The following is a 20683-nucleotide window of genomic DNA, read 5'->3' as shown; positions in this document are numbered from 1 at the left end:
CCGCGCCCGGTTCGAGACTCCATCCTATAAAATCTGCGTGCAGGCGAATGTTTCCCGGGCTACAGCGAGCTCCTGTAAGCGTCAGAAATTAAAACCAAACCCCAGAAACAAAAAGGCCGGGGAGTTTAGTTTGGTATCGCAGCCCCTTCGCGTCCATCGCTACACTACCGAGAATGTCGCAGCCAAGGATCGCCACGAAGTGTGGCTGAGCCACTGGCCGAGCACGGCACCGCTTTACCATACCGAGCCGCTGGAGGAGTTCCGCGTCTCGAGCAATATCGCGCTGCTCGGCGACATCTCGCTCGTCTTCACCGACATCTCCGCCCAGCGATGGAAACGCGACAGCAAGCTCATCGACCGGGGCAACGACACGCTCAACCTGACCGTCAATCTCGACGGCAAGGCCTGGGGCATTGCCGGGGCCGAGGAGCGGGAATGGGTCCAGATGCCGGGATCGGCCGTCGTGGTCGACCGCCAGCAGACCTCGTCGCACATCTCGGCCGGCGGGCGCAGCATCAGCATCTCGGTGCCCCGCGCCCTGGCGACCGAGGCGGGGCTCGACGTGGCCAGCCTGCACGGCGTGACGCTGAACCCCTCCGAGCATGCGATGTTTACCTCGCACGCCCTGCACGTGCGCGACGTGCTGGCCCGCTTCTCCGAGGCGGATGCGGCGCGGCTGGGCCGCACGATGCTCGACGTGCTGGTCCTGTCGCTCAAGGCCGCCCAGCGCAGCGATGCGCATGGCTACAAGGAGGATCCGAGCACGCTGCTGCTGCGCGCCGAGCGCGAGATCCGCGAGAATCTGGGATCGCCGGCGCTGACCGTCGCCAATCTGTGTCGCCGGTTGAGCGTCTCGCGCAGCACGCTGCACCGGGTGTTCGAGGCGAGCGGCGGCGTGCAGGCCTATATCCGCGACATGCGGCTGGATGCGGCGCGGCACGCGCTGCTCAACCCCGGCAGTCCCGAGCGGATCGGCGACCTTGCCGAGCGGCTGGGCTTCAGCGACGCGGCGCATCTGAGCCGGCTGTTCAAGACACGCTTCGGCGAAACCCCAAGCGATTGCCGCGCCCGCGCCGTCCTGCACCGCTGAGGATGCGACCAACCGCACCCGGCTGCGACATGGGTTCAAGCTACTGACAAGGATGTTCAAGACGGAATCGCCGGTCCTGACTTAAGCAGGTCCGCATATTCCGGCGCGTTTCCGCGATTCGCGGGGGCGCGCGCGAGGGACGGCTTCTAGCCACAGCCGCTGCACGGCGCGGGGGGACTGGAATCCCGCTCCGCCCGTGCTGCAGGCGCCGGCCCTTTGGGGGGGCCGTGAGGGCCCGTGCAGTGGGGGACTGCGCGGGCCCTCTTTGCTACGTGCCAATACACCGGCCTGCAGCAACCGGTTCGCGGTGCTTGGGGCGCCGCGGCTCCCCCGCCGCGACGCCCACCCCTCCCCCGAGGGCCGAGAGCCCGCGCAGCCCAGCCGCGCGGACCCTCTTGCTACTTGCCGCTGCCGGCCGGCTCCTCGCCTTCGCCATCGCCCTCGAGATTCCGGGAAGGGTCCTGGTTGAGCGAGAAGCCGGTGCCGACACCGGACTGCAGCATCTTGAGGGCGTCGCCGGCATCGGCGCCCGATTGGGTGAAGCTGATCACCAGCGTGCCCGGCACCACGGTGAGCAGGTAGTTGGCGGAGAGCGCCAGCGTCCCCTGCCCGATCGCATAGCGGCCGACTTGCTCGCCCGCCTCGCGGGCCAGCGCGCCGCTGAAGCCGTCGCCGCCCACCACCGAGCCGCTGGAGACGGTGTAGCCGAACACCGGATCGGGCTGGCCGAAGATCTTGGTCGTGCCGTTGACCGTGACGGTCACCGCGCGGCGGGCGATGTCGGCGGTCACCGGGGTGGCGGACAGGGTGACGCTGTAATTGGCGGCGTCGGCGCCGGTCAGCGCCAGCCCGCTCACCTGCACCGCGCGGCCGGTACCGGCATTGGCATCGGCGAAGCGATAGCTTGCAGTGCCGGTCACCGTGTCGCCCGCGATCGGGCCGGTCAGCGCGATCCGGCCGGTGGCGACATTGGTGCCGTCATAGACCCGGCTGTCCGCCGTCGCGGTGGCAGTGATGGCCTTCTGCGCGATCACCGCGGTGCCGGTGGCGGTGCCAACGATCGTGTAGTTGCCGGCATCGGCGCCACCGAGGGTGAGGCCCCCGGCGGTGGCGGTGCGGGTGCCGGCATTCCTGCTGTCGAAGGCGATGCCACTGGTGCCGACCGTCACCTGGTCGCCCGAGAGGACACCGTCGAGGCCCAGCATGCCGGTGGCGGCGGTGGTGCCGTCATAGGTCTTGCCGTTCGCCGACAGTGTCGCGGTGATCGCCTTGGCGAGGATGTCGGCCAGGGCGGCGACGCTGGTCGACGAAAGCACATAATTGCCCGCATCCGCGCCCGAGAGGCCGAGGCCGCTCGCGGTTACGGTACGGGCGGCGCCGGCATTCCGGTTGTCGAAGGCCAGGCCGGTGCTGGTCGCGGACACCGCATCGCTGCCAACGACGCCGTCCAGGCCCAGCGTGCCGGTGGCAGCGGTGGTGCCGTCATAGGTCTTGCCATTGGCCGACAGCGTCGCGGTGATCGTCCTGGCGAGGATGTCCGCCAGTGCCGTCGCCGTCGTGTTGACGGTGTAGTTTCCTGCGTCTGCGCCCGAGAGAGTGATTCCGCCCGCGGTTACGGTGCGGCCGGTGCCGGCGTTCCGGCTGTCGAAGGTAAGACTGCCATTGGCGCTTACCTGGTCGGTGCCGACCAGACCGGCCAGCGACAGGCTGCCGGTGGCGGCGGTGGTGCCGTCATAGGTCTTGCCATTGGCCGACAGCGTCGCGGTGATCGCCTTGGCGAGAATGTCCGCCAGTGCCGTCGCCGTCGTGTTGACGGTGTAGTTTCCTGCGTCTGCGCCCGAGAGGGTGATTCCGCCCGCGGTTACGGTGCGGCCTGTGCCGGCGTTCCGGCTGTCGAAAGCGAGGTTGCCAGTGGCGCTCACCTGGTCGGTGCCGACCAGCCCGGCCAGCGACAGGCTGCCGGTGGCAGCGGTGGTGCCGTCATAGGTCTTGCCATTGGCCGACAGCGTCGCGGTGATCGCCTTGGCGAGGATGTCCGCCAGATCGGTCACGCTGGTCGCGGCGAGGACATAATTGCCCGCATCCGCACCCGACAAAGAGAGGCCGCCGGCGGTGACCGTGCGAGTGCCGGCGTTCCGGCTGTCGAAGGCCAGGCCGGTGCTGCTGATCCCCACGGTGTCGCCCGCGATCACGCCGCTCAGGTCGAGCGAGCCAGTGGCACCCATCGTGCCGTCATAGGTCTTGTCATTGGCGTTCAGCACCGCACTGATCGTGCGCGGATCGATGATCACCGTGCCGGGGACGAAGGTGAAGCCATAGCCCATCTCCGAAGCCAGCGTGCCGAGCGCGCTATAGGCGAAATAGGTGCCGGCATTGCTGCCGACGCCGCTGATCTGGGCGGCGCCCGACCAGGCATTGGCCGCGCTGTCGCCATTGATCAGGCCGGTGATCGTCGCGGTGACGACCGGCGTGGTGCCGTCATAGACCAGATGGAGGCTGGACGGGGTGACGGTGAGGATCGGGCGATATCCATAGACGAAGCGGTTGCCCGCGTTCGGCGCGGTGGCGAAGCCTCCCGAGACGAAATCATAGGCGTCGCCGTAATAGCTGACACCCGCCAGCCCGCCGAAATCATTGTTCGGATCGGAGATGCCCGGATTACCGCCGGTCTGGGTGTAGACCAGCCAGCGGCCATTGGCCGCGCTGAGCGCCGAGGCGCCAGCGAGATTGGTGAAGCGGCCGTCCGAGGCGAGCGTGATCGCATCGCCCGCCGCGGCGGAGGTGACGCTGCCGTCCGAGCCGATCGTCATCCCGCCATGCGAGGCGATCACCACCGCGCCGCCATTGCCCTGTACCGCGCCGTCGATCGTCAGTGCGGTGGTGGTGCTGAACTTCAGGCCGTTGCTGCTGAAGTCCCCGAGCTGGCCGATCCGGTTGTCGCCGCCCAGCGTCGCCGCGCCGGTCACCTGGCCCTGCAGGCGATCGGCGGCTACATAGCCGCTGCTCTGGCTGAGCGCGCCGGTGACCCCGAGGTCGAGCGTGCCACCGACTTCGATCGCACCGTCCAGGGCGAGATCGGCGAGGTTGCGGAGCCTGAAGCCGCCATGGACCGAAAGGCCGGTCAGGCGGGCGATCTGCGAACCGGTGCCGCCGGCATCGAGATCGACATTGCCGTTCACCGTCACCACGCCGAGCGTGGCGGCCGAGACGCCGGCGCCGCTGATCGCGCCTGCCGCCTGGAGCGACACGTCGCCGCCGGTCACATGACCGAGGGTCAGGCTGCCGGCGCTCGCGCCGAGATTGACGACGAAGTGGCCGGAGACGTCGCCCAGGCTGGTGTTGCCCTGGCCGGAGATGTTGATGTGGCCGGCGCTAGTGGTCACGTCACCCAGGGTGAGCCTGCCCGAGGGGCCCTGCACGACGATCGCGCCGACCGCGTCCACGTCGCCGGCGGAGAAATCGCCGGTGGTGACGGCGAGCTGCAGCGTCCCCGCCTCGATCGCGCCCAGCGCGCTGGCTTCATAGAGGTTGATCGCGACATTGCCGCCGCCGGCCCGGATGGTGGTGCCGGTCAGGCTCGCGCCATGGTTGGTGAAGACGTTGCCCGTGGTGATCGAGGCGGCATCGGCTGCACCGAAGCGCAGGTCCCCGCCGGCGATGAGCGACAGGCTGTTGGCGCCGGTACCGTAATAGCCGGCGCTGGCGAGCGACAGGTCGGTGGCGGCGTTCAGGCTGATCGCGTTGCCCGCGCGGAGGTTGTCGATGTTGAGCAGGCCCTGCGCGGCGCTGATCGAGATCGCCCCGCCGAACGACAGGTCGGTCGCGCCGAAGTCGAAGTTGCCGGCCGTGTCGGTGATCGTCAGCGAGCCCGCGCGCGCGGCCCCGGGTGCCAGGGTCTCACCGGCAAAGTCACCGGCGGTGAGCGTGTAGTTGTTGTCCACGCCGACCGAGTTGACGATGTTCGCGGTGCCGGTGCCGGCATAGATGGTGACGTTGTGGCCGGACACGCCGCTCAGGCGGACGCCCTGCCCGATCGCCGTGACGTCGCCCTGGGCATCGAGCGACAAGAGGCCGGTGATCGCCCCGTGCTGCGCCTCGACATGGATGTCGCCCGAGGAAAGGAGCGCCCCGCTGGCGCCGAGGTCGCCTGCCGTGTCGATGATCGTGACACTGCCCAGCGCGCCGGCGCCGCCGAACAGCGTTGGGTTGAGCGCGTCGCCACCGAAGTCCGCCGCGGTCAGCGTGTAGCTGCCGCCGCTGCTCCCGACGTCGAACATCGTCAGTACGCCGGCCACCGCGGCGCCGATATTGTGGCCGCGGAGCTGATTGATCGCCAGATCGGCATTGGCGACCGCGATGGCAGCGTCGCCCGCGTCGGCGCGGACCGCGTCGAACACGCCAGTCACGCCGAACAGGTTGATCGAGACATTGCCGCCCAGCGAGACGACCCTCCCGCCACCGCTGACGCCGCCCGGCGTACCGCCGGTCGAGACCGCGTTGCCGGTGCCGGGCGTAGCGCCCGCATCGGCACCGAGCGTGACGTTGCCCTGCGCCTGCAGGGCGAAGCCACCGGTCGCAGCGATATCGCGGATCGTCGCGGAGCTACCCCCCGTGAACTGACCGCTACCCATGATCGAGACCTGGTTGATGGAGAGAGCGCCCGTGGTGGTGCTGACGGTCGCGTTGCCGCCGGCGGAGAACGCGTCAACCGTGATCCCGCCCGCGGTGCCGTAGACCGCCGCATTGCCGTTCGAATTGAGCGAGGCCCCGCGGACCGTGCCGCCCTCGACATAGAGATAGTTGGTGGCGGAGAGATTCGCGACGGCGGTCGTGTCCGTTACGCCATCGCTGGTCAGGTAGAGATCGTTTGCGGTGATTCCGCCGGCGCCGAGGGTCAGGCCGCCGCCGATCGCCCGGAGATTGACGGTGGTGCCGGTGGCCGAACCGATCGAGAGCGAACCGTCGCTGAGCAGCACCTTGGCGTTGCCGCTCTGGGCCCATAGCAGGCCGATCGCCAGGTCTCCGGACGCCAGGTTCACCTCGGCATTGCCGGCCTGGATCAGGTCCAGCGCCGCCGAATGATGGAGGTTCACGGTCGCGCTGGTCGCCCCGGCGACCGTGATATTCCCGGCGGACCCCGCCGCGCGCTCGAAATAATTGTCGGTGGTAATCGAGCTGGCGTCGTCCGCGCCGAGCCTTGCCGCCCCGCTGATGCTCTGCACGCTGAGCGTGCCGGCGCCGCCGGTGAGCTTGGCCTGGCGCAGGATCGCATTGCCCGTCAGCGAGAAGACGCTGATGTTCCCGCCCGCCTTGGCGGAGCCGGCGAGGGTGGACCCGAACTGGGAGGTCAGGTTCACATCGGTGCCGGCTTCGATGCCGCCGGTCACGGTGAGCCCGGTATTGCCGCGCAGCGTCACGCTGCCCAGGGTGGCGCTGGCATCGACAAGGCGGAGAGCCCCGGCCGTGGCGGAAACGTCGATATTGGTCGCGGCCCAGATCTGGCTGAGATCGGCGGCATTGGCCTCGCCGGTCACCGCGCCCTGCATCGACCAGACCGAGCCGTTCTCGATCAGGCCGGCGACATGGAAGTCGATATTGCCCTTATAGTTGAGCGTGAGCCCGCCCAGATTGAGGCCGGCAAGGCTGGTCAGGGTCCAGCTGCCCGCCTTGTCGCCGATCGGCGAGAGCGCGCCGTGCAGGAAGGTGCTGCCCTTCAGCACATAGTCTTGGCCGACCGAGACCTGCCCGACATCGACCGTGCCGGTGCCGTTGAGCACCACGTCATAGACGTTGTTCGCCGCGCCCAGCGTGATGTCGGTACCGTTGACGGTGAGCGTGCCGTCCATGGCCAGGCCGGCCGCGAGCGTCGCCGTGCCGCCCAGGACATTGCTGGCAGCGGTTACGGTGGTGTTGCGGCGGGCGGCGATGTTGCCCGACAGGGTCAGGTCGCCGGAGGTATCGGTGATGAGGATGTCGAGCGGGTTGCCACCCTGGAAGTTGAACGCGCCCGCGCCGATGTCACCCGCGGTGACCGAATAGACGCCCGATGTGGCGATCGAGCTGGCCGTCAGGTCGGTGCCGGCGAGCAGCGTGATGTTCGCGCCGGAGACATTGCCCAGCATCAGTGCGTTGTTCGACTCCGCATGGACGTCGCCGGCCGCGGAGATGTCGATCGCAGCGTTGTAGACTTGGTCGACGCCCAGCGTGGCGTTGCCGGTCGCCTGGATGGTTACCGTGCCCGGCGTAGCGCCGACGCTGTAGTCGACGACGTCCGAGTTCGTGATCGAGCCGCTCGGAGCGCCCAGCGTGACGTTATGGCCCGAGATCAGCGCATTATAGCCGTCGCCCGCCACGTCGTTGTTGCTGGACCGGTGGAGCAGGCCGACCGCGACATTGCCGGTGCCGGTCACCGAGACATCGTCGCTGGTGGTGATGGCGTCGATGGACAGGTCGTTCGCCCCGCCCTGGACAGTGACCTTGTTGCCCGAGAGCTCGCGCATATAGCCGCCCGCGGCGGTGATGCTGATGTCCCCGTAGGTGAGGATGCCGGCATTGTTGGTGAAGTTGCCGTCGATGTTCAGCGTGACATCGCCCGAGCCGAGATTGCCGATCAGGACCAGGTCCCTGGCATTGGTGAAGCTGAACGCGGTGCCGCCATGGGCGCTGCCCTGCAGTCTGTTGACCTGGTTCTGCCGGTCGACCGCGATGCCATAGCCATTGAGCGTCAACAGGCCGGCCGTCAGCGTGCCGGCCGACTGGGTGATCTGGCCGTCGGCGTCGATGACCACACCCATCGTCGCGACGAAGTTGCCGGTGAGATCGAGCGAGCCTGCGTTGTAGATCTCGAAGTTGCCGGCGCTCACATTGCCCAGCGCGCTGAAGCTGACGGTGCGCGGGTTCATCGGGTTGCTGTAGAAGCTTGCCCAGGCCCCCGTGGCGAGCACGTTCAGCGTGCCGCCGCTGACCGGATCGGCGCCGGTGATGCGGATGTCGCCGCCCGTAGTCAGCGTCATCGCCGAGCTGGCGCCGGCGGTGAGCGTGCCGGCGATGTCGAGGGCGCCGCTGGTCTTGAAGCTCAGGTCGCCGGCCGCGGTCAGCCCCAGGATCGTGCGGATCGTGTTGTTGCCGCCCAGCAGCATGTTGCCGGTCGCCGAGCCCGCGGCGCTCGCTGCAATGATGATCGAACCGGCCGACTGGGTGACCGAGCCGCTGAGCGCATCTGCGCGGAACGCCCCGGGCGCGGTCACGGTGCCGGTCAGCCGGACATTCCGCGCCTGGAGGCCGACATCGCCCGCGGCAGTGATCTGGTCGCCGAACGCGCCGACGTCGCCGCTGTCGAACGCGATCGCGATGCCGGTCTGGGCGCGCGCGGTGAGCGTGCCGGTCACCCCGCCGGTCATCGTGTTGCTGGTGATCCGCCCGCCCGAGATAAGCGACAGATTGCCGCCGACATCGACGATGCCGGTGAGCATCACATTGCCGGCCGTCTTGACGGTGGCGTTGCCCGCCAGGTCGAGGCTCAGCACGCCGAACTGGTTGGCCCCGCCCAGCGTGATGTCGCCGCCTGCGCTCGCGTTGAGCGTGCTGCCATAGATCACCGCATCCGGATCGTTCGCCTGGACGATTGAGCCGGTATCGGAGGTGAGCGTCACGTCATGACCCGCCGCCGCGATCGCGTCGGTCAGGCTCATATTGCCCACCACGCGTAGCGTCAGGTCGCCGGCCAGCGCGCGCAGCTCGCCGATCGTAGCGATCTGGTTCGCGTTGCCGAGGTTGATCCCGCCATCGGCGATGCCGCCCAGGCTGGTGGTGGTGACGATGCCAGCGCTCTGATCGATGTCCCCGCCGGTCCGGAACCAGATGTCCTGGGCCGATACGTTCCCGGTCAGCTTCAGGTTGGTGGCCCGCAGGTCGAGATCGCCGCCCGCGCTGATCACGCCCAGCGACAGGAAGCTGTTCCCGCTATTGTCGAGCGTGATGTCGCCCGCAGCGCGGAAGCTCGCCGCACCGCCGATCGACAGCGCCGCCGACTGGGTGATCGAGCCGGTGTCGGAGATCAGCGTGAGGTCGCCCGGCGTGGTGAAGGCCGCGGCGTCGAGGTCGCCCTGGTTGCGGAACAGCAGGTTGCCGCTCGTCGTGGAGAGCGAGACGCTGGCGATCTGGTTCGGGCCGGCGAGCGACAAGCCGGTGCCCGCGGTGCCGGTGAAGTCGCTGGTGATGATCCTGGCTGCCGGGGCCTGATCGATGTCGGTACCCGCATCGAAGGTGACGCTGGTGGCGGAGACCGTGCCCGATGTCTGGGCGATGCGGCCGCCATCGACGAAGAACTGCGCCTGGCTGCCGCCCGTCACATCGCCGGCGATCTCCAGGTCGCCGCTGTTGTTGACGGTGACGCCGGCGCCGCTCAGCCCGGTGATCCTGCCGATCTGGTTGGCGAAGTTGAGGACGATGGCGCCGCTGGTCGTGCTCGCATCCAGCGATCCGACAAGGAGCGTGTCGAGCTGGCTGATCATGCCGCCCGCGCGCACGGTCATCGACGCGGCCTGGCCGCCGATCCGCAGCGCACCAGTGCCGCGCAGCGTCGCGTCGCCGCCCGAGGCGACATAATATTCGGAGACCGCATTGGCGCCGTCGAGCGTGACGTCGCCGCCCGCAGCGACGTCGACATGCCCGCCGGCAAGGATGCCGCTGACCTGCTCGAGCGCACCGGTGCCGGTGTTGAAGTCGAGGTAGCCGCCGGTGACGTTGCCGTCGAGCGTCAGCCCGCCCAGGCTGGTCAGGCGGATCGCGGCACTGGTGAACGAGGTCAGCTCGGTGACCCGGCCGACATGGTTGCCCTGTCGCAGGTCGATCGCGCCATAGGCGGTGGCGAGCAGGCTGCTCGCGGTGATGCTGCCGCCGCTCTGGGTGAGCGCGCCGAAATTCGGCCCGAAGCTGTTGTTGGAACGCAGCGTGAGGTTGCGCGCAGTGATGTCCCCCGCAATCTCGAGATCGCGGGTTGAGACCAGCGAGACGTCCGCGCCGTTACCCGCCGAAACCCCGTCGATCCGCTGGATATCGCCGGCAAGCGCCACGCCGTCACGGCCATAGGCGGTGAGACCGACCAGCTGGACGATTGCGCCGCCTGTCTGGGTGATCGCCCCCTGCTCGCTGCGCAGCGAGACGAGGGAATTGGGGGACACGATCCCGTCGATCAGCAGATTGCCGGTGTTGGTGAAGGCGGCGTTTCCGCCAGGCGTGTGGATGTTGAGCGTGGCGACATTGTTGGCGGCGGCGGTCAGATCGACACCGACGCCGAACACATAGAGATAGTCCGCGGTGATGTTGCCGCCGCTGATCGCGAACCCGCCGTTGTTGAGGGTCACGCGGTGGCCCGCGGCCTCGATACGGTCGACCGTGATCGCGCCGCCATAGCCGCTGCCGCTGCTATAGATGTCGACGTCCCCGCCGCTCTTCACATCGACATGCTCGAGCTGGTTGCCGTTGGCGGCCCCCAGGGTGACGGCGCCGGCCGCGTCGATGATCACCGAGCCGATCAGCGAGCCGGTGTTCCAGTCCTGCGTGACCGAACCGGTATCGGAGATCAGCTGGATCGTGTGCCCGGCGGCACTGACCGTGCCGATCGCGATATCGCCGAGGTTGCGGAAGCGCAGGTCGTTGCCATTGGCGTCCAGGCTGATCGTGCCGACATCGTTCGCGCCGAGCAGCGAGATGCCCGAAGACCCGGTTGCCTGCAGGGCGGCGGTGGTGATCGCCGAAGTCGCGGCATTCTGGGTGATCGTGCCGCCGGCGGTGAGCTTCACCAGGGTCGGCGCCGTGATGGCGCCGGTCAGCGCCAGATTGCCGGCGGTGTTCAGGGTGAAGCTGCCGTCCGTGGCAACGTCCTTCACCGCGCCGATCATGTTGCTCTGGTCGAACACGATGTCGCCGTCGAGCGCCGTGGCGGACAGGGCACCGACGTTGATGCCGACGGACTGGGTGATGCCTCCCGTGTCCGAGACGAACGAAGCCAGGCCCGGCGTGCTGACGCTGCCGAGCAGGATGGCGTTAATCGAACGGAAGCTGATGTCGCCACCCGTCGAGAGGAACGCGTTGGCGCTCCTGGCGTCGATATCGTTTGCTTGATCGAGCGAGATCGCACCGAGCGCCTGCGCGGACAGGCTATAGCCGGTGATCGTGCCGCCCTGTTGCCGGATCGCGCCGTTGTTCGAGGACAGGACGATGTTCTGGCCGACCGTGACAAGGTCCCCGGCCAGGATCAGGTCCCCGGCATTGGTGATGGTGATGCCGTTGGTGCTGGTGTTGCGGACCGTGCCCAGCGTGCCGATGCTGTTGGCCTTGTCGAGCAGGATGCCGTTCTGCGCCGTGAGGGTCAGGAGCCCCGACGCGCTGAGCGTGGTGCCGGCGCCCTGGGTGATCGCGCCGATGAGCGTCTCCAGCGTGACGTCGCCGCCCGCGCTGAGGTTCGACAGCCCGATATCGAACATGTTCCTGAGGCGCAGGTCGCCTGTGATGGTGCTCAGCGTGCCGAACGCATCGATGGTGTTGTTGACCATGAACAGGTCCAGCCCGGTGCTTGCCGAGGCGGACAGGCTCGTCGCTCCGATGGCGCCGTCGGTCTGATTGATCGCGCCGTCGAGCGAGGCGAGCGTTACCGCGCCGCCGCTGTTGATGCCGCCGGTCAGTTCCAGCGTGTCGCGCGCCGTGAAGCTGATCCCGCCGCTGCCCGACATATTGACCAGCCGCGCGACCTGGTTCGCCTGGGTAAGGATGATCTGGTTGCCCGCCACGACACTGAGCTGGCCGGCGGTGATGATCCCCGCGCTCTGGCTGATCGAGCCGCTGATCGTCGCCAGTGAGACGTTGCCGCCGAGGCCGGCCGTGACGTTGCCGGCGAGATCGAAGCCGTTGGTGCCGGTATAGGTGATGCCGCCGGTCTGGCTCACCAGGCGGAAGATCGTCCCGACATTGTTGGTGCCGGTCATGACGATGCTGGTGCCTGCGGTGGTATCGAGCCCGCCCGCGGTGATCGAACCGCCCATCTGGGTGAGACCGCCGCCCGTGGCGAGCGTCAGGCGGCCGGTGCCGATGTTGATCGCGCCGTTGAGGGTGAGGTTGGCGCTGGAGTTGAACGCAGCATCGCCGCCCGCGCCGACATTGCCGAGCGTGATGATCCGGCCGGTGAGCGAGATGGTGCCCGAAGCGCTCGCCGTCAGCGTATCGGCGTTGACGCCGCCGCTGAGATTGCCGCCGGTGACGGTCAGCGAGACGTTGCCGCCTTCCACCGAACCGAAACTGGTGTTGCCGGTCGAGACGGCGGTGACGTCCCCGGAGCCGCTCGCGGTAGTGAGGTTCGCCCCGCCCAGCCTGTTGCCGCTGCGGGTCAGCGCGATGTTGTTGCCGTAGAGTTCGAGCACGCTGCCAGTGGCGCTGCTGTCGATAGAGCCGCCGCTCTGGAAGATGTTGCCGCCGGTGGCGCGGAGATCGAGATAGGTGGTGACGATCGTGCCGGTCAGGTCGACATTGCCATTGGTGTAGATCTCGGCTCCGGTGCCGAGATTGCCGATCGCATCGATGTGGTTGCCGGTGCCGCCGATGCCGCGCAGGCTGAAGATCTGGCCTCCGCTCAGGTTGAGCAGCCCGGCCGAGACCACGCTGGTGCCAGTCTGGTTCACCGTGCCGATAGCGCCCGCCATTGCGAGCGACAGCGTCTGCCCCGCCGCGGCGATGTTGCCGGTGAGGCTGTAGCCGTCCGTGTCGGTATAGGCGATGCCGCCGCTGCTGGCGTTGCTCAGCCCGGTGATGGTCCCGACATTGTTGGTCGTGCTGGTGAGCGAAATGCCGGTGTCGGCGCTGGCGTTCAGCGAGCCGGCGACGATCCCGCCGCTGTTCTGGGTGAGTGCCCCGCCGCTTGCGAGCGTCACCGTCTGGCCGGCGGCGCTGATGCCGCCATTGATCGCCACGCTGTTCTGGCTGTGAAAGGCGATGCCGCCGCTGGTGCCGTTGCTCAGCCCGCCGATGGCGTCGATCGTGTTGCCCGCATTGCTGAAGTCGATGCCCGTCGCCGCGCTGAGCGTCACACTGGTCGCATCCACGGCGACAGACTGGGTGATCGAGCCGGTATCGGAGATCAGCGTCAGCGCACCGCGGCCGTTATAGAAGCGGAAATCGCTGTTTGCCTCGATGCTGCCCTGGTTGCGGAACGCGATGCTGGTGCCGCCCGAACTGAGGTAGTTGCCGACCGTGCCGATCTGGTTGGCCCCGAGCAGGCTGATGTCCCCACCAACCGCCGAAATGCTGCCTGCAATGATCCGGCCGGTGCCGGTCTGGGTGATCGCGCCGTCGGTGGACAGGCCGATACCGTTAGCGGCGGTGATCGTGCCGGCGCTCTGGCTGAGCGTGTGCCCGCTGAGCTCCATGCCGCCCGCCGCGGTGACGTCGCCGACGATGTTTAGGTTGGAACTGGACGCGTTGATCTGGATGTCGCTGCCGCTCTCAACCGCGTCGAGCGTGTTGAGATTGGTGAAATTGAGATAGAAATAGTCCTGGGCGCTGCCGGTCAGCCGGTCGGCGCTGACATAGCCGGTGCCGTTGACCGCACCGCCCGCATAGAGCGCCAGCGTGCCGCCCACGCTGCCGCCGGCCATCACGATGTCGCCGGGGCTGTTCACGGTCAACGAGCCGCCGACCGACATGCCCGAGGCGATGGTGGTGGCGAGCGTCGAGCGCAGCGTCGCGTCGCCGGTGATGTTCAGCCCGAAGGTGCCGATGACATTGGCGTTGTCGAGGACGGCCGAGGCGTTGGGCGCCGTGGTCGTGAGGTTGAGCCGGTTCGCGGTGATCACATTGCCGGTCGCCTGGCTGAGACCGTCCTCCGCGGTGATCGAGACGGTCTGGCCGGCGGCGGTGATGTCGCCCTCCAGCAGCACGTTACCGAGCAGGTTCAGCGCGATGCCGCCACCGCCGCTGTTGGTGACCGTGCCGAGATGGTCGACGGCGATCTGCCCGCCGGCGCCCGCCCCCGAATAGATGCCATTGGCGGCGGAAAGGGTCAGCGTGCCGGCCGAGGACGAACCCGCGCCGGTGAAATTGATGTTGCCGCCCGAGGTGATCGTGGCCGCGCCGGTGGCGTTCAGCCGGAGGTTGAGGTCGCCATAGGACAGGAAGCTGCCGCTGCCCATCGCGATATTGGCCTGCCCGCCGACGATGTTGATGACATTGCCCATGTCGAGCGTGCCGGCAGTGTTCAGGTTCAGATTATAGGTGTTGATCACCCCGCCCGAGCCCTGGGTGATCCCGGCGGCATTGGTGATCGTGGTGGTGCCGCTGACCACGATGTTGCCGTTCAGGCCGAGCACCCCGGTGGACAGATTCGAGTTGGCGGTGAAGTCGCCGTTGTCGATTCTTATCGAATCGAGATTGTCGAGGGCATTGGCGCCCAGCACGGCATTGCCGTTGACGATGTAGAGCCGCAATGCGCCCGCGGTGATCGTGCCGCTGTCCTGGATCAGCGAACCGCTGCCGACATAGAACGAGACATATTGGCCCGGCGCGCTCACGTCGCCGGCGAGGTGCATGTCGACATCGGAGGCGATGGAGATCCCGACATTGGTGGCGTTGCTGCTATTGGTCAGGCCATCGATAGTGTGGATCTGGTTGCCGATCTGGTTGAGCACCAGCGCATCGACCGCCGAGGCGGTGAGATGGTTGGCGATGACGGTGCCGCTGTTCTCGCGGATCGCGCCGGCATCGGCGATGAGCGTGACATGGTCGCCGCGCACATTGCCGGCGATCTGGAAGCCGTTGATGTCGTGGAAACTCACATCGCCGTCGGCGGTGAGCGCGCCCAGCGTACCGACGTCGTTGGCAGCACCCAGCGCGATCGCGCCGGTGGCGCCGCCCGCGGTGGCATAGAGCGACGCGGCGGTGAGCGTGCCGTTGCTCTGCGTGATCGCACCCTGGGCACCGAGCGTCAGCCTGCCGCCGACAGCGATGCTGCCCAGCAGGCTGAGCGACGTGCTGCTCGTCGTGATCGTGGCGTCGCCCGAGGCGCTGACGGCGCCGAGAGAAATGAAGCTGTTGGCGGCATTGCCGAAGCTGACGGTACCATGCTCGGCCACCGCGGACAGCAAGGAGGCACTTATTGCGCCCGTCGAGGTGATCGAGCCATTGTCCGAAATCAGCGAGAGGGTGCTGCCCGAGGTGTAGCCGCCCAGCGCATCGAGATCGATCGAACCGGCATTGCGCAGGATCAGACCGCCGTTTGCGGCCGTGGAGATGCTGCTCCCGGTGCTGTTGAAGCTGTTCGCGCCGCCGAACTGCAGGGAATAGCCGCTCAGCGCGATGGTGTTGGCGACGATCCGGGCGGTGCCGACCTGGTTCAGGTTGCCCGTGCCGGTGAGATGGACGTCGTTGCCGGTGATCGTCCCGTCGAGCTGCGAGATCCCGCCCGCATTCGCCCGCAGGTCCACCGTGCCCAGCGTGCTCGTGCCCGCGGTGACATCGCCGGAGATCTGGAAGCTGTTGGCGTCGGTGAGCAGGATATTCCCCGACGTCGTGACCAGCTGGCTGACGCTGTTCACGTCCGTATTGAACGTGAGGTCGATCGCTCCGCCAGCGGTGAGCGACAGGTCGCCCGCCCGGATATAGGCTCCGAGCACGCCGCCCGCGGTGGTCACTACCGCGTTGCCCGTGGTGCTGATGCTCAGGTCGAGCGTGGATGTACCGGCATTGTTGAAGGTGACGTTGCCGCCGCCCTGCGATGTGCCGCCGAAGCTGGAGAGGCTGTTGGCCTTGGCGAGCGTGATGCTGCCGGCCGCGCCGGTGAGCACGGTATTGCCGGTCAGGATGCCGGCGCTCTGGGTGATCGAGCCGGTATTGGCGATCAGGCTGGCGGCGAAGAAGTTGCTCGTCGCGGTCAGGTCGATGCTGCCATCGCCGACCAGCGTGAAGCCGCTGATGACCGAGGACGCGCCCAGCTTGATGTCGCCGGCGGTGTAGACCGTGGCGTTGACTGCCGAAACGGTGAGCGTGTCGGCGTCGACCTTGCCGTGCGGCGTCGTGACGATGCCGACGGTGGTGGTGCCGGTGGTGATATTGCCACCGCTGGCGAGCGCGACGGTGCCGGGCGCGGTGATGTCACCCTCGATGGCGAAGCCGTTGGTGTCCGCGATCCGGATGTCGCCGGCTGCAGTGATGAGCCCGTCGAGCGCTGTGAAGTTGTTGGCATAGGCCAGATTGATGCCGGTGGCGGCGTTCGCGATCAGCGTAGCGACGGTAATGGCGTCGGTCTGGCCGATGCTGCCCGTATCCGAGGTCAGCGTTAGCGTGCCGAAGGTGGTCGATGTGGTCGGCAGCACGATGCTGCCCAGGTTGCGGATCGTGACGTTCGTGCCGTTACCATGGCCGACTTCGGTCAGCGTGCCGAAATTGTTCGCGCCGCCGAGCAGCAGATTGCCGCTGGTGCCGGCCGCCAGCCGGTCGGCGGTGATCGCGCCGGCAGTCTGGCTGATCCCCTGCGTGGCGTGGAGGATGACACCGCCGCCGGTGATGTTGCCCGTCAGCCCCATCGTGCTGTCGGTGAAGATGTTGATGTCGGTGCCGCCGGTGCTCTTCGCGGTCAGGTCACCAAGGCTGCGGATCCGGTTGTTGCCATAGGTGAAGCTGAGGCTGCCATTGGTAGCGGTGGCGCTCAGCCTGTCGGCATCGATCGGGCCGCCGACGATGTTGCCGGTGTCGGAGATCAGCGTGGTGTAGCGGTTGCTGCCGGCCTGGTTGGCGCTCCCGCTCATGTCGAGATTGCCGACCACGCGCAGCGTCAGGTCGTGGGTGACCGTATAAGTGTTGATCCAGGGGAACTCGTTCGCGCCGATCAGCGACACGTCGGTACCCGTGAGGGTCAGGCCGTAATCGCCGGTCACGACCTTGGCGTTGATATCCTGGGTGACAGACTGGGCAGCGTTCAGTTCGACGCTGTAGCCGGTGATCGTGCCGCTGTTCTGCAGGATCGAGTTCTGGCTCGACTTCAAGCGGATCCAGTTGCCGCTGGTCCCGCCGCCGGCGGTGACGTTGCCGTCGAGCTTGATGTCGCGCTGGTTCTCGATGTCGATATAGCCGTCGGCGACGCTGAGATAGCGGTAGCTGCCGATATCGATGTTGACCGTCTGGTCGTACAGGCTGATCCCGGTACCGGCCGTGATCCCGACCGAGCGTGCAGTCACGTCGCTGCTGTTGCCGGCAGAGCCCGCTGCGGTGACGGTGAGGTCGCCCGCGGTGTTCACCATGAAGTAGACGTCGGCGTCGCCGCTGAGATTGATGTTCCCGCCGCCGGTCGAGGTCGCCCAGACGTTCACGTTGCCGGCGCCGGTGAGATCGATGCCGCCCTGGGCCGTGGCATAGACCGCGCCCGGGAAGCTGTTGGACACCGTCCCGCCGTGCGTCGTGATCGCACCGTTCGACGAATAGAGGTACAGGTTGCGGTCGTTGGTGTTGACGGCGCCGGTCAGCTCGATGTCGCCGGTGGTGGCGAGCGAGAATTCGCCAGCGGACGTGCTCACCGCGCCCAGCTTGATGTTGCCGAGCGCATCGAACGACGCGCCGCCGCCGGCGGTCACTTCCAGCGTGCCGGCGGAGAGATGGCCGGCGCTGGTGGTGATGTCGCCGTTGGTACCGAACTGGACCAGCCCCGGCGCGCTGATGTCGCCGGCGATGTCGAAGCCATTGCCTTCGGTGAAGAGAATGTCGCCGCTGGCGGTGGTCAGCCCGCCCACGGTGGCGACCGTGTTGCCGACGCCGCCGCCATCGAGCCGCAGCCCCGTCGCCGCCTGGGCGATCAGCGTGTCCGCATAGATGCCGCTGCCCTGGCGGATGCTGCCGGCGTCGGAAATCAGCGTCAGCGCGCCGACGGTGATGCCGTAGCTGTTGTAGCGGAAGTCGCCGATCGAGCGGATCGTGACGTCCTTGCCGGTGCCCCCGGTCAGATACGCATCCTGGTAGCCGAGATCGTTCGCACCGCGCAGCAGCAGGTTGGTGGCCGCGTGCGCCTCGAGATAATTGCTCGTGTGAATGCTGGCGCTGGCATCCTGGTCGATCGCGCCCGCCGAGGCATTGAGCGTGACGTCGTTGCCCGAGATCGCCGTGCCAGCGCCCTGGCCGATCGAGGTCCCGGACAGGCTGACATTGGTTCCGGCGACGACATTGCCCGTCACCGAGAGCGCGCGGTTGGACGAGATTCCGATCATGCCGCCGGCCGTCACGGCGCCCAGCGAGTCGATCGCGCCCGAAAGGCCTATCGAACCCCAGGCCGAAGCGGTGATGCGCGATGCGGTGATGGGATCGGGGCCGATGATATCGCCGGCATCGGAGGTCAGGTTGAGTTGGCCACCCGCGGTGTAGCCACCGCTCACCACCGGGGTGAGATTGATCGTGCCGGCATTGCGCAGCGTCAGGTCGCCGCCGACATGCAAGTCCTGGATGCTGGTGAAGCTGTTCGCGCTGCCCATCGTCACGGTGCCGCCGCTGGTCAGCGACAGGCCGCCGGTCTGGATGAAGGCGCCGTTGCTCTGGGTGATCGTGCTGTCCGCATCGAAAACGATCGAGCCGGCGGTGATGCTGCCGGTGACCTGCCGGATCGCGCCGTTGTTCGAGGTGAAGGTCGCGGCGCCGCCATTGCCCGCCTGGATGACACCGCCGAGGACGACATCGTCGTCCATCGTGACCGCGATATTGCCGCCCGCGCTCATATCCCCGAACGCAGCGTCTCCGCCGTCGGAGCTGAGATTGATCGCGCCGCCCGCGGTCACGAACAGCCCTCCGGCGATCAGTGCGTTCGTGCCCGAAGACGTCGCATCGCCCCCGACGGTGAAGCGCGCGACCGAGAAGGTGTTCACCTTGAAGTCGAGATTGCCCGTCGCGTTGACCGTGACGCGCTCGCCATCGGCGGAATTGGCGGTGAGGCTGGTGAAGCTGTTGGCGCCGCTGAGGTCGATCTCGCCAGCGGCATTGGCGACGACGGCGCCGCCGCCGGAGATGAAGCCACCCGTCTCGCGGATCGCCCCGGTATCGGCAGTCAGCGTCAATGTATCGCCGAGGATCATCCCGAACTCGTTCGACAGCGTGATGCCGCCGGTCGCATGGATCATCACCGCGCCCTGGGATTGCCCGTAGCTTAGGTTGGCGTCGCCATTGACCTTGAACGAACCACCGCCGCCGAGAGACAGCTCGAGGCTGCCGGCGGTGATCGAGCCGGTCGTGGTATCCATGAAGCCGCGCGCGCCGAGCGTGACCTTGCCGGGCGCACTGATCGCGCCGGTGAGGATGACTCCATCCTCGTCGCCGATATAGGCAAGATCGCCCGTGACAGTGCTGAGCGCGCCGAGCTTGTCGACCCGGTTGGCGCTGAACGAGTTGAAGTTGATGCCCGTCTGCGCGCTGGCAGTGAGCGTGTCCGCCGTGATCACGCCGGCGTATTGCTTCACATCGGTATTGTCGCTGTGGAGATTGACGGTGGCGCCAGCCTCGCCGACATCGCCGCGCAGCAGCACGTTCTCGGACGCGACAAAGTCCACCTTCGGCCCCGCGACCGACCCGCCATAGGTAGAGACGTGTCCCTCCCCGATGCCGGAAAGTGGTGCCGCCGCCGCAGCGCCGTTCACGATATCGTGGTTCGCGCTGAGCACGATCGCGCCAGTCTCGTCGGTACCGACCGTGTTGGCGCTGATCGTGCCGGTGCTCATGATGCTGGCCACCAGGCCCGACTTCGAGACCGCAGCGACGAAAACGCGGTTGCCGCTGATGTCGCCGGCCAGGTTGATCGCATCGGAGCCGGAGGCACCGGCGCCGTCCGCCACCTCGAAGCTAAGCAGGTCCATGTCGTCGGTCGAGGTCGGCCGGAAGCTGACCTTGTACTTGGCCGCCGAGCCGACCAGCACATTGCCGCCGTCATTCGCCGAGATGCTCGATCCCGCCTCGGTGGTGACCACCGGCGCCACCAGCGCGATCGCGCCGCCATGGCTGGCGATCTGCGCGCCGTTCTGCACGGTGATGTTGCCGGTCCCCGCCCCGGTGAAGCCGAAGCTGGTCGCGCTGCCGTCGAGGAAGCCGCCCGCGCTGCTGTCGGTCGCGCGGTCCACCGCCGCGGTGGTGACGAGCAGGCCGCCAGTGCTGATCCGGGCATTGGCGCCGATCACCACGCCATTGGCGTTGTAGATCCAGATATTGCCGCCCACCGCGCCGCCGGTGGAGCCGATCGTGCCGTTGAGGTTGCCGTTGATCGTGCTGCCCGCGCCGCCCACGCGGTTGAGCACGATGTCGCTGCGGTTGGCGAAGACGAAGTTCGCCGTATCGCCCGAGTTGATGTCGAACTTGTCCCAGTCGATCACGGTACGCGATCCGCCCAGCGTCACCGTGGTGGTGTTGGGAAGCGACTGGTCGATCGTCGGCGCTGCGCCGTTGCTCTGCGCGGGCGTGCCGCCCTGGACGAGCTGGGCGTGTGCGGGCGCTGCCCAGACCGCGGCGAGCGCGAGCGCGCCGAATGCCGAGGTGGTGAGCAGGCGGCGGTTGGGGCGGCGGCGGAGAGCGGACATGATCTGAACC

2 protein-coding genes are annotated in these 20683 nt (G+C 67.6%); one reads left to right on the top strand and one right to left on the bottom strand.

Going from position 1 to position 20683, the window contains the following annotated elements:
- Nucleotides 1–130 precede the first annotated feature (130 nt).
- Nucleotides 131–1090 carry a helix-turn-helix transcriptional regulator gene (locus J2W22_RS10690; protein WP_307118243.1) on the top strand — a complete coding sequence of 320 codons (960 nt, stop codon included), beginning with the start codon at nt 131–133 and terminating at the stop codon, nt 1088–1090.
- Between the two features lie 398 nt (nt 1091–1488).
- Here the strand turns inward: J2W22_RS10690 and J2W22_RS10685 are convergent, their stop codons facing one another.
- A complete protein-coding gene (locus J2W22_RS10685; protein WP_307118242.1) occupies nt 1489–20673 on the bottom strand; it encodes a YDG domain-containing protein in 19185 nt (6394 codons plus the stop codon).
- Nucleotides 20674–20683: the final 10 nt, after the last annotated feature.

This window comes from Sphingomonas kyeonggiensis, assembly GCF_030812785.1.
Classification (GTDB): Bacteria; Pseudomonadota; Alphaproteobacteria; order Sphingomonadales; family Sphingomonadaceae; genus Sphingomonas; species Sphingomonas kyeonggiensis_B.
The sequence above is the reverse complement of the archived record's forward strand: the minus strand, read 5'-3'. Positions and strand labels throughout refer to the sequence as shown.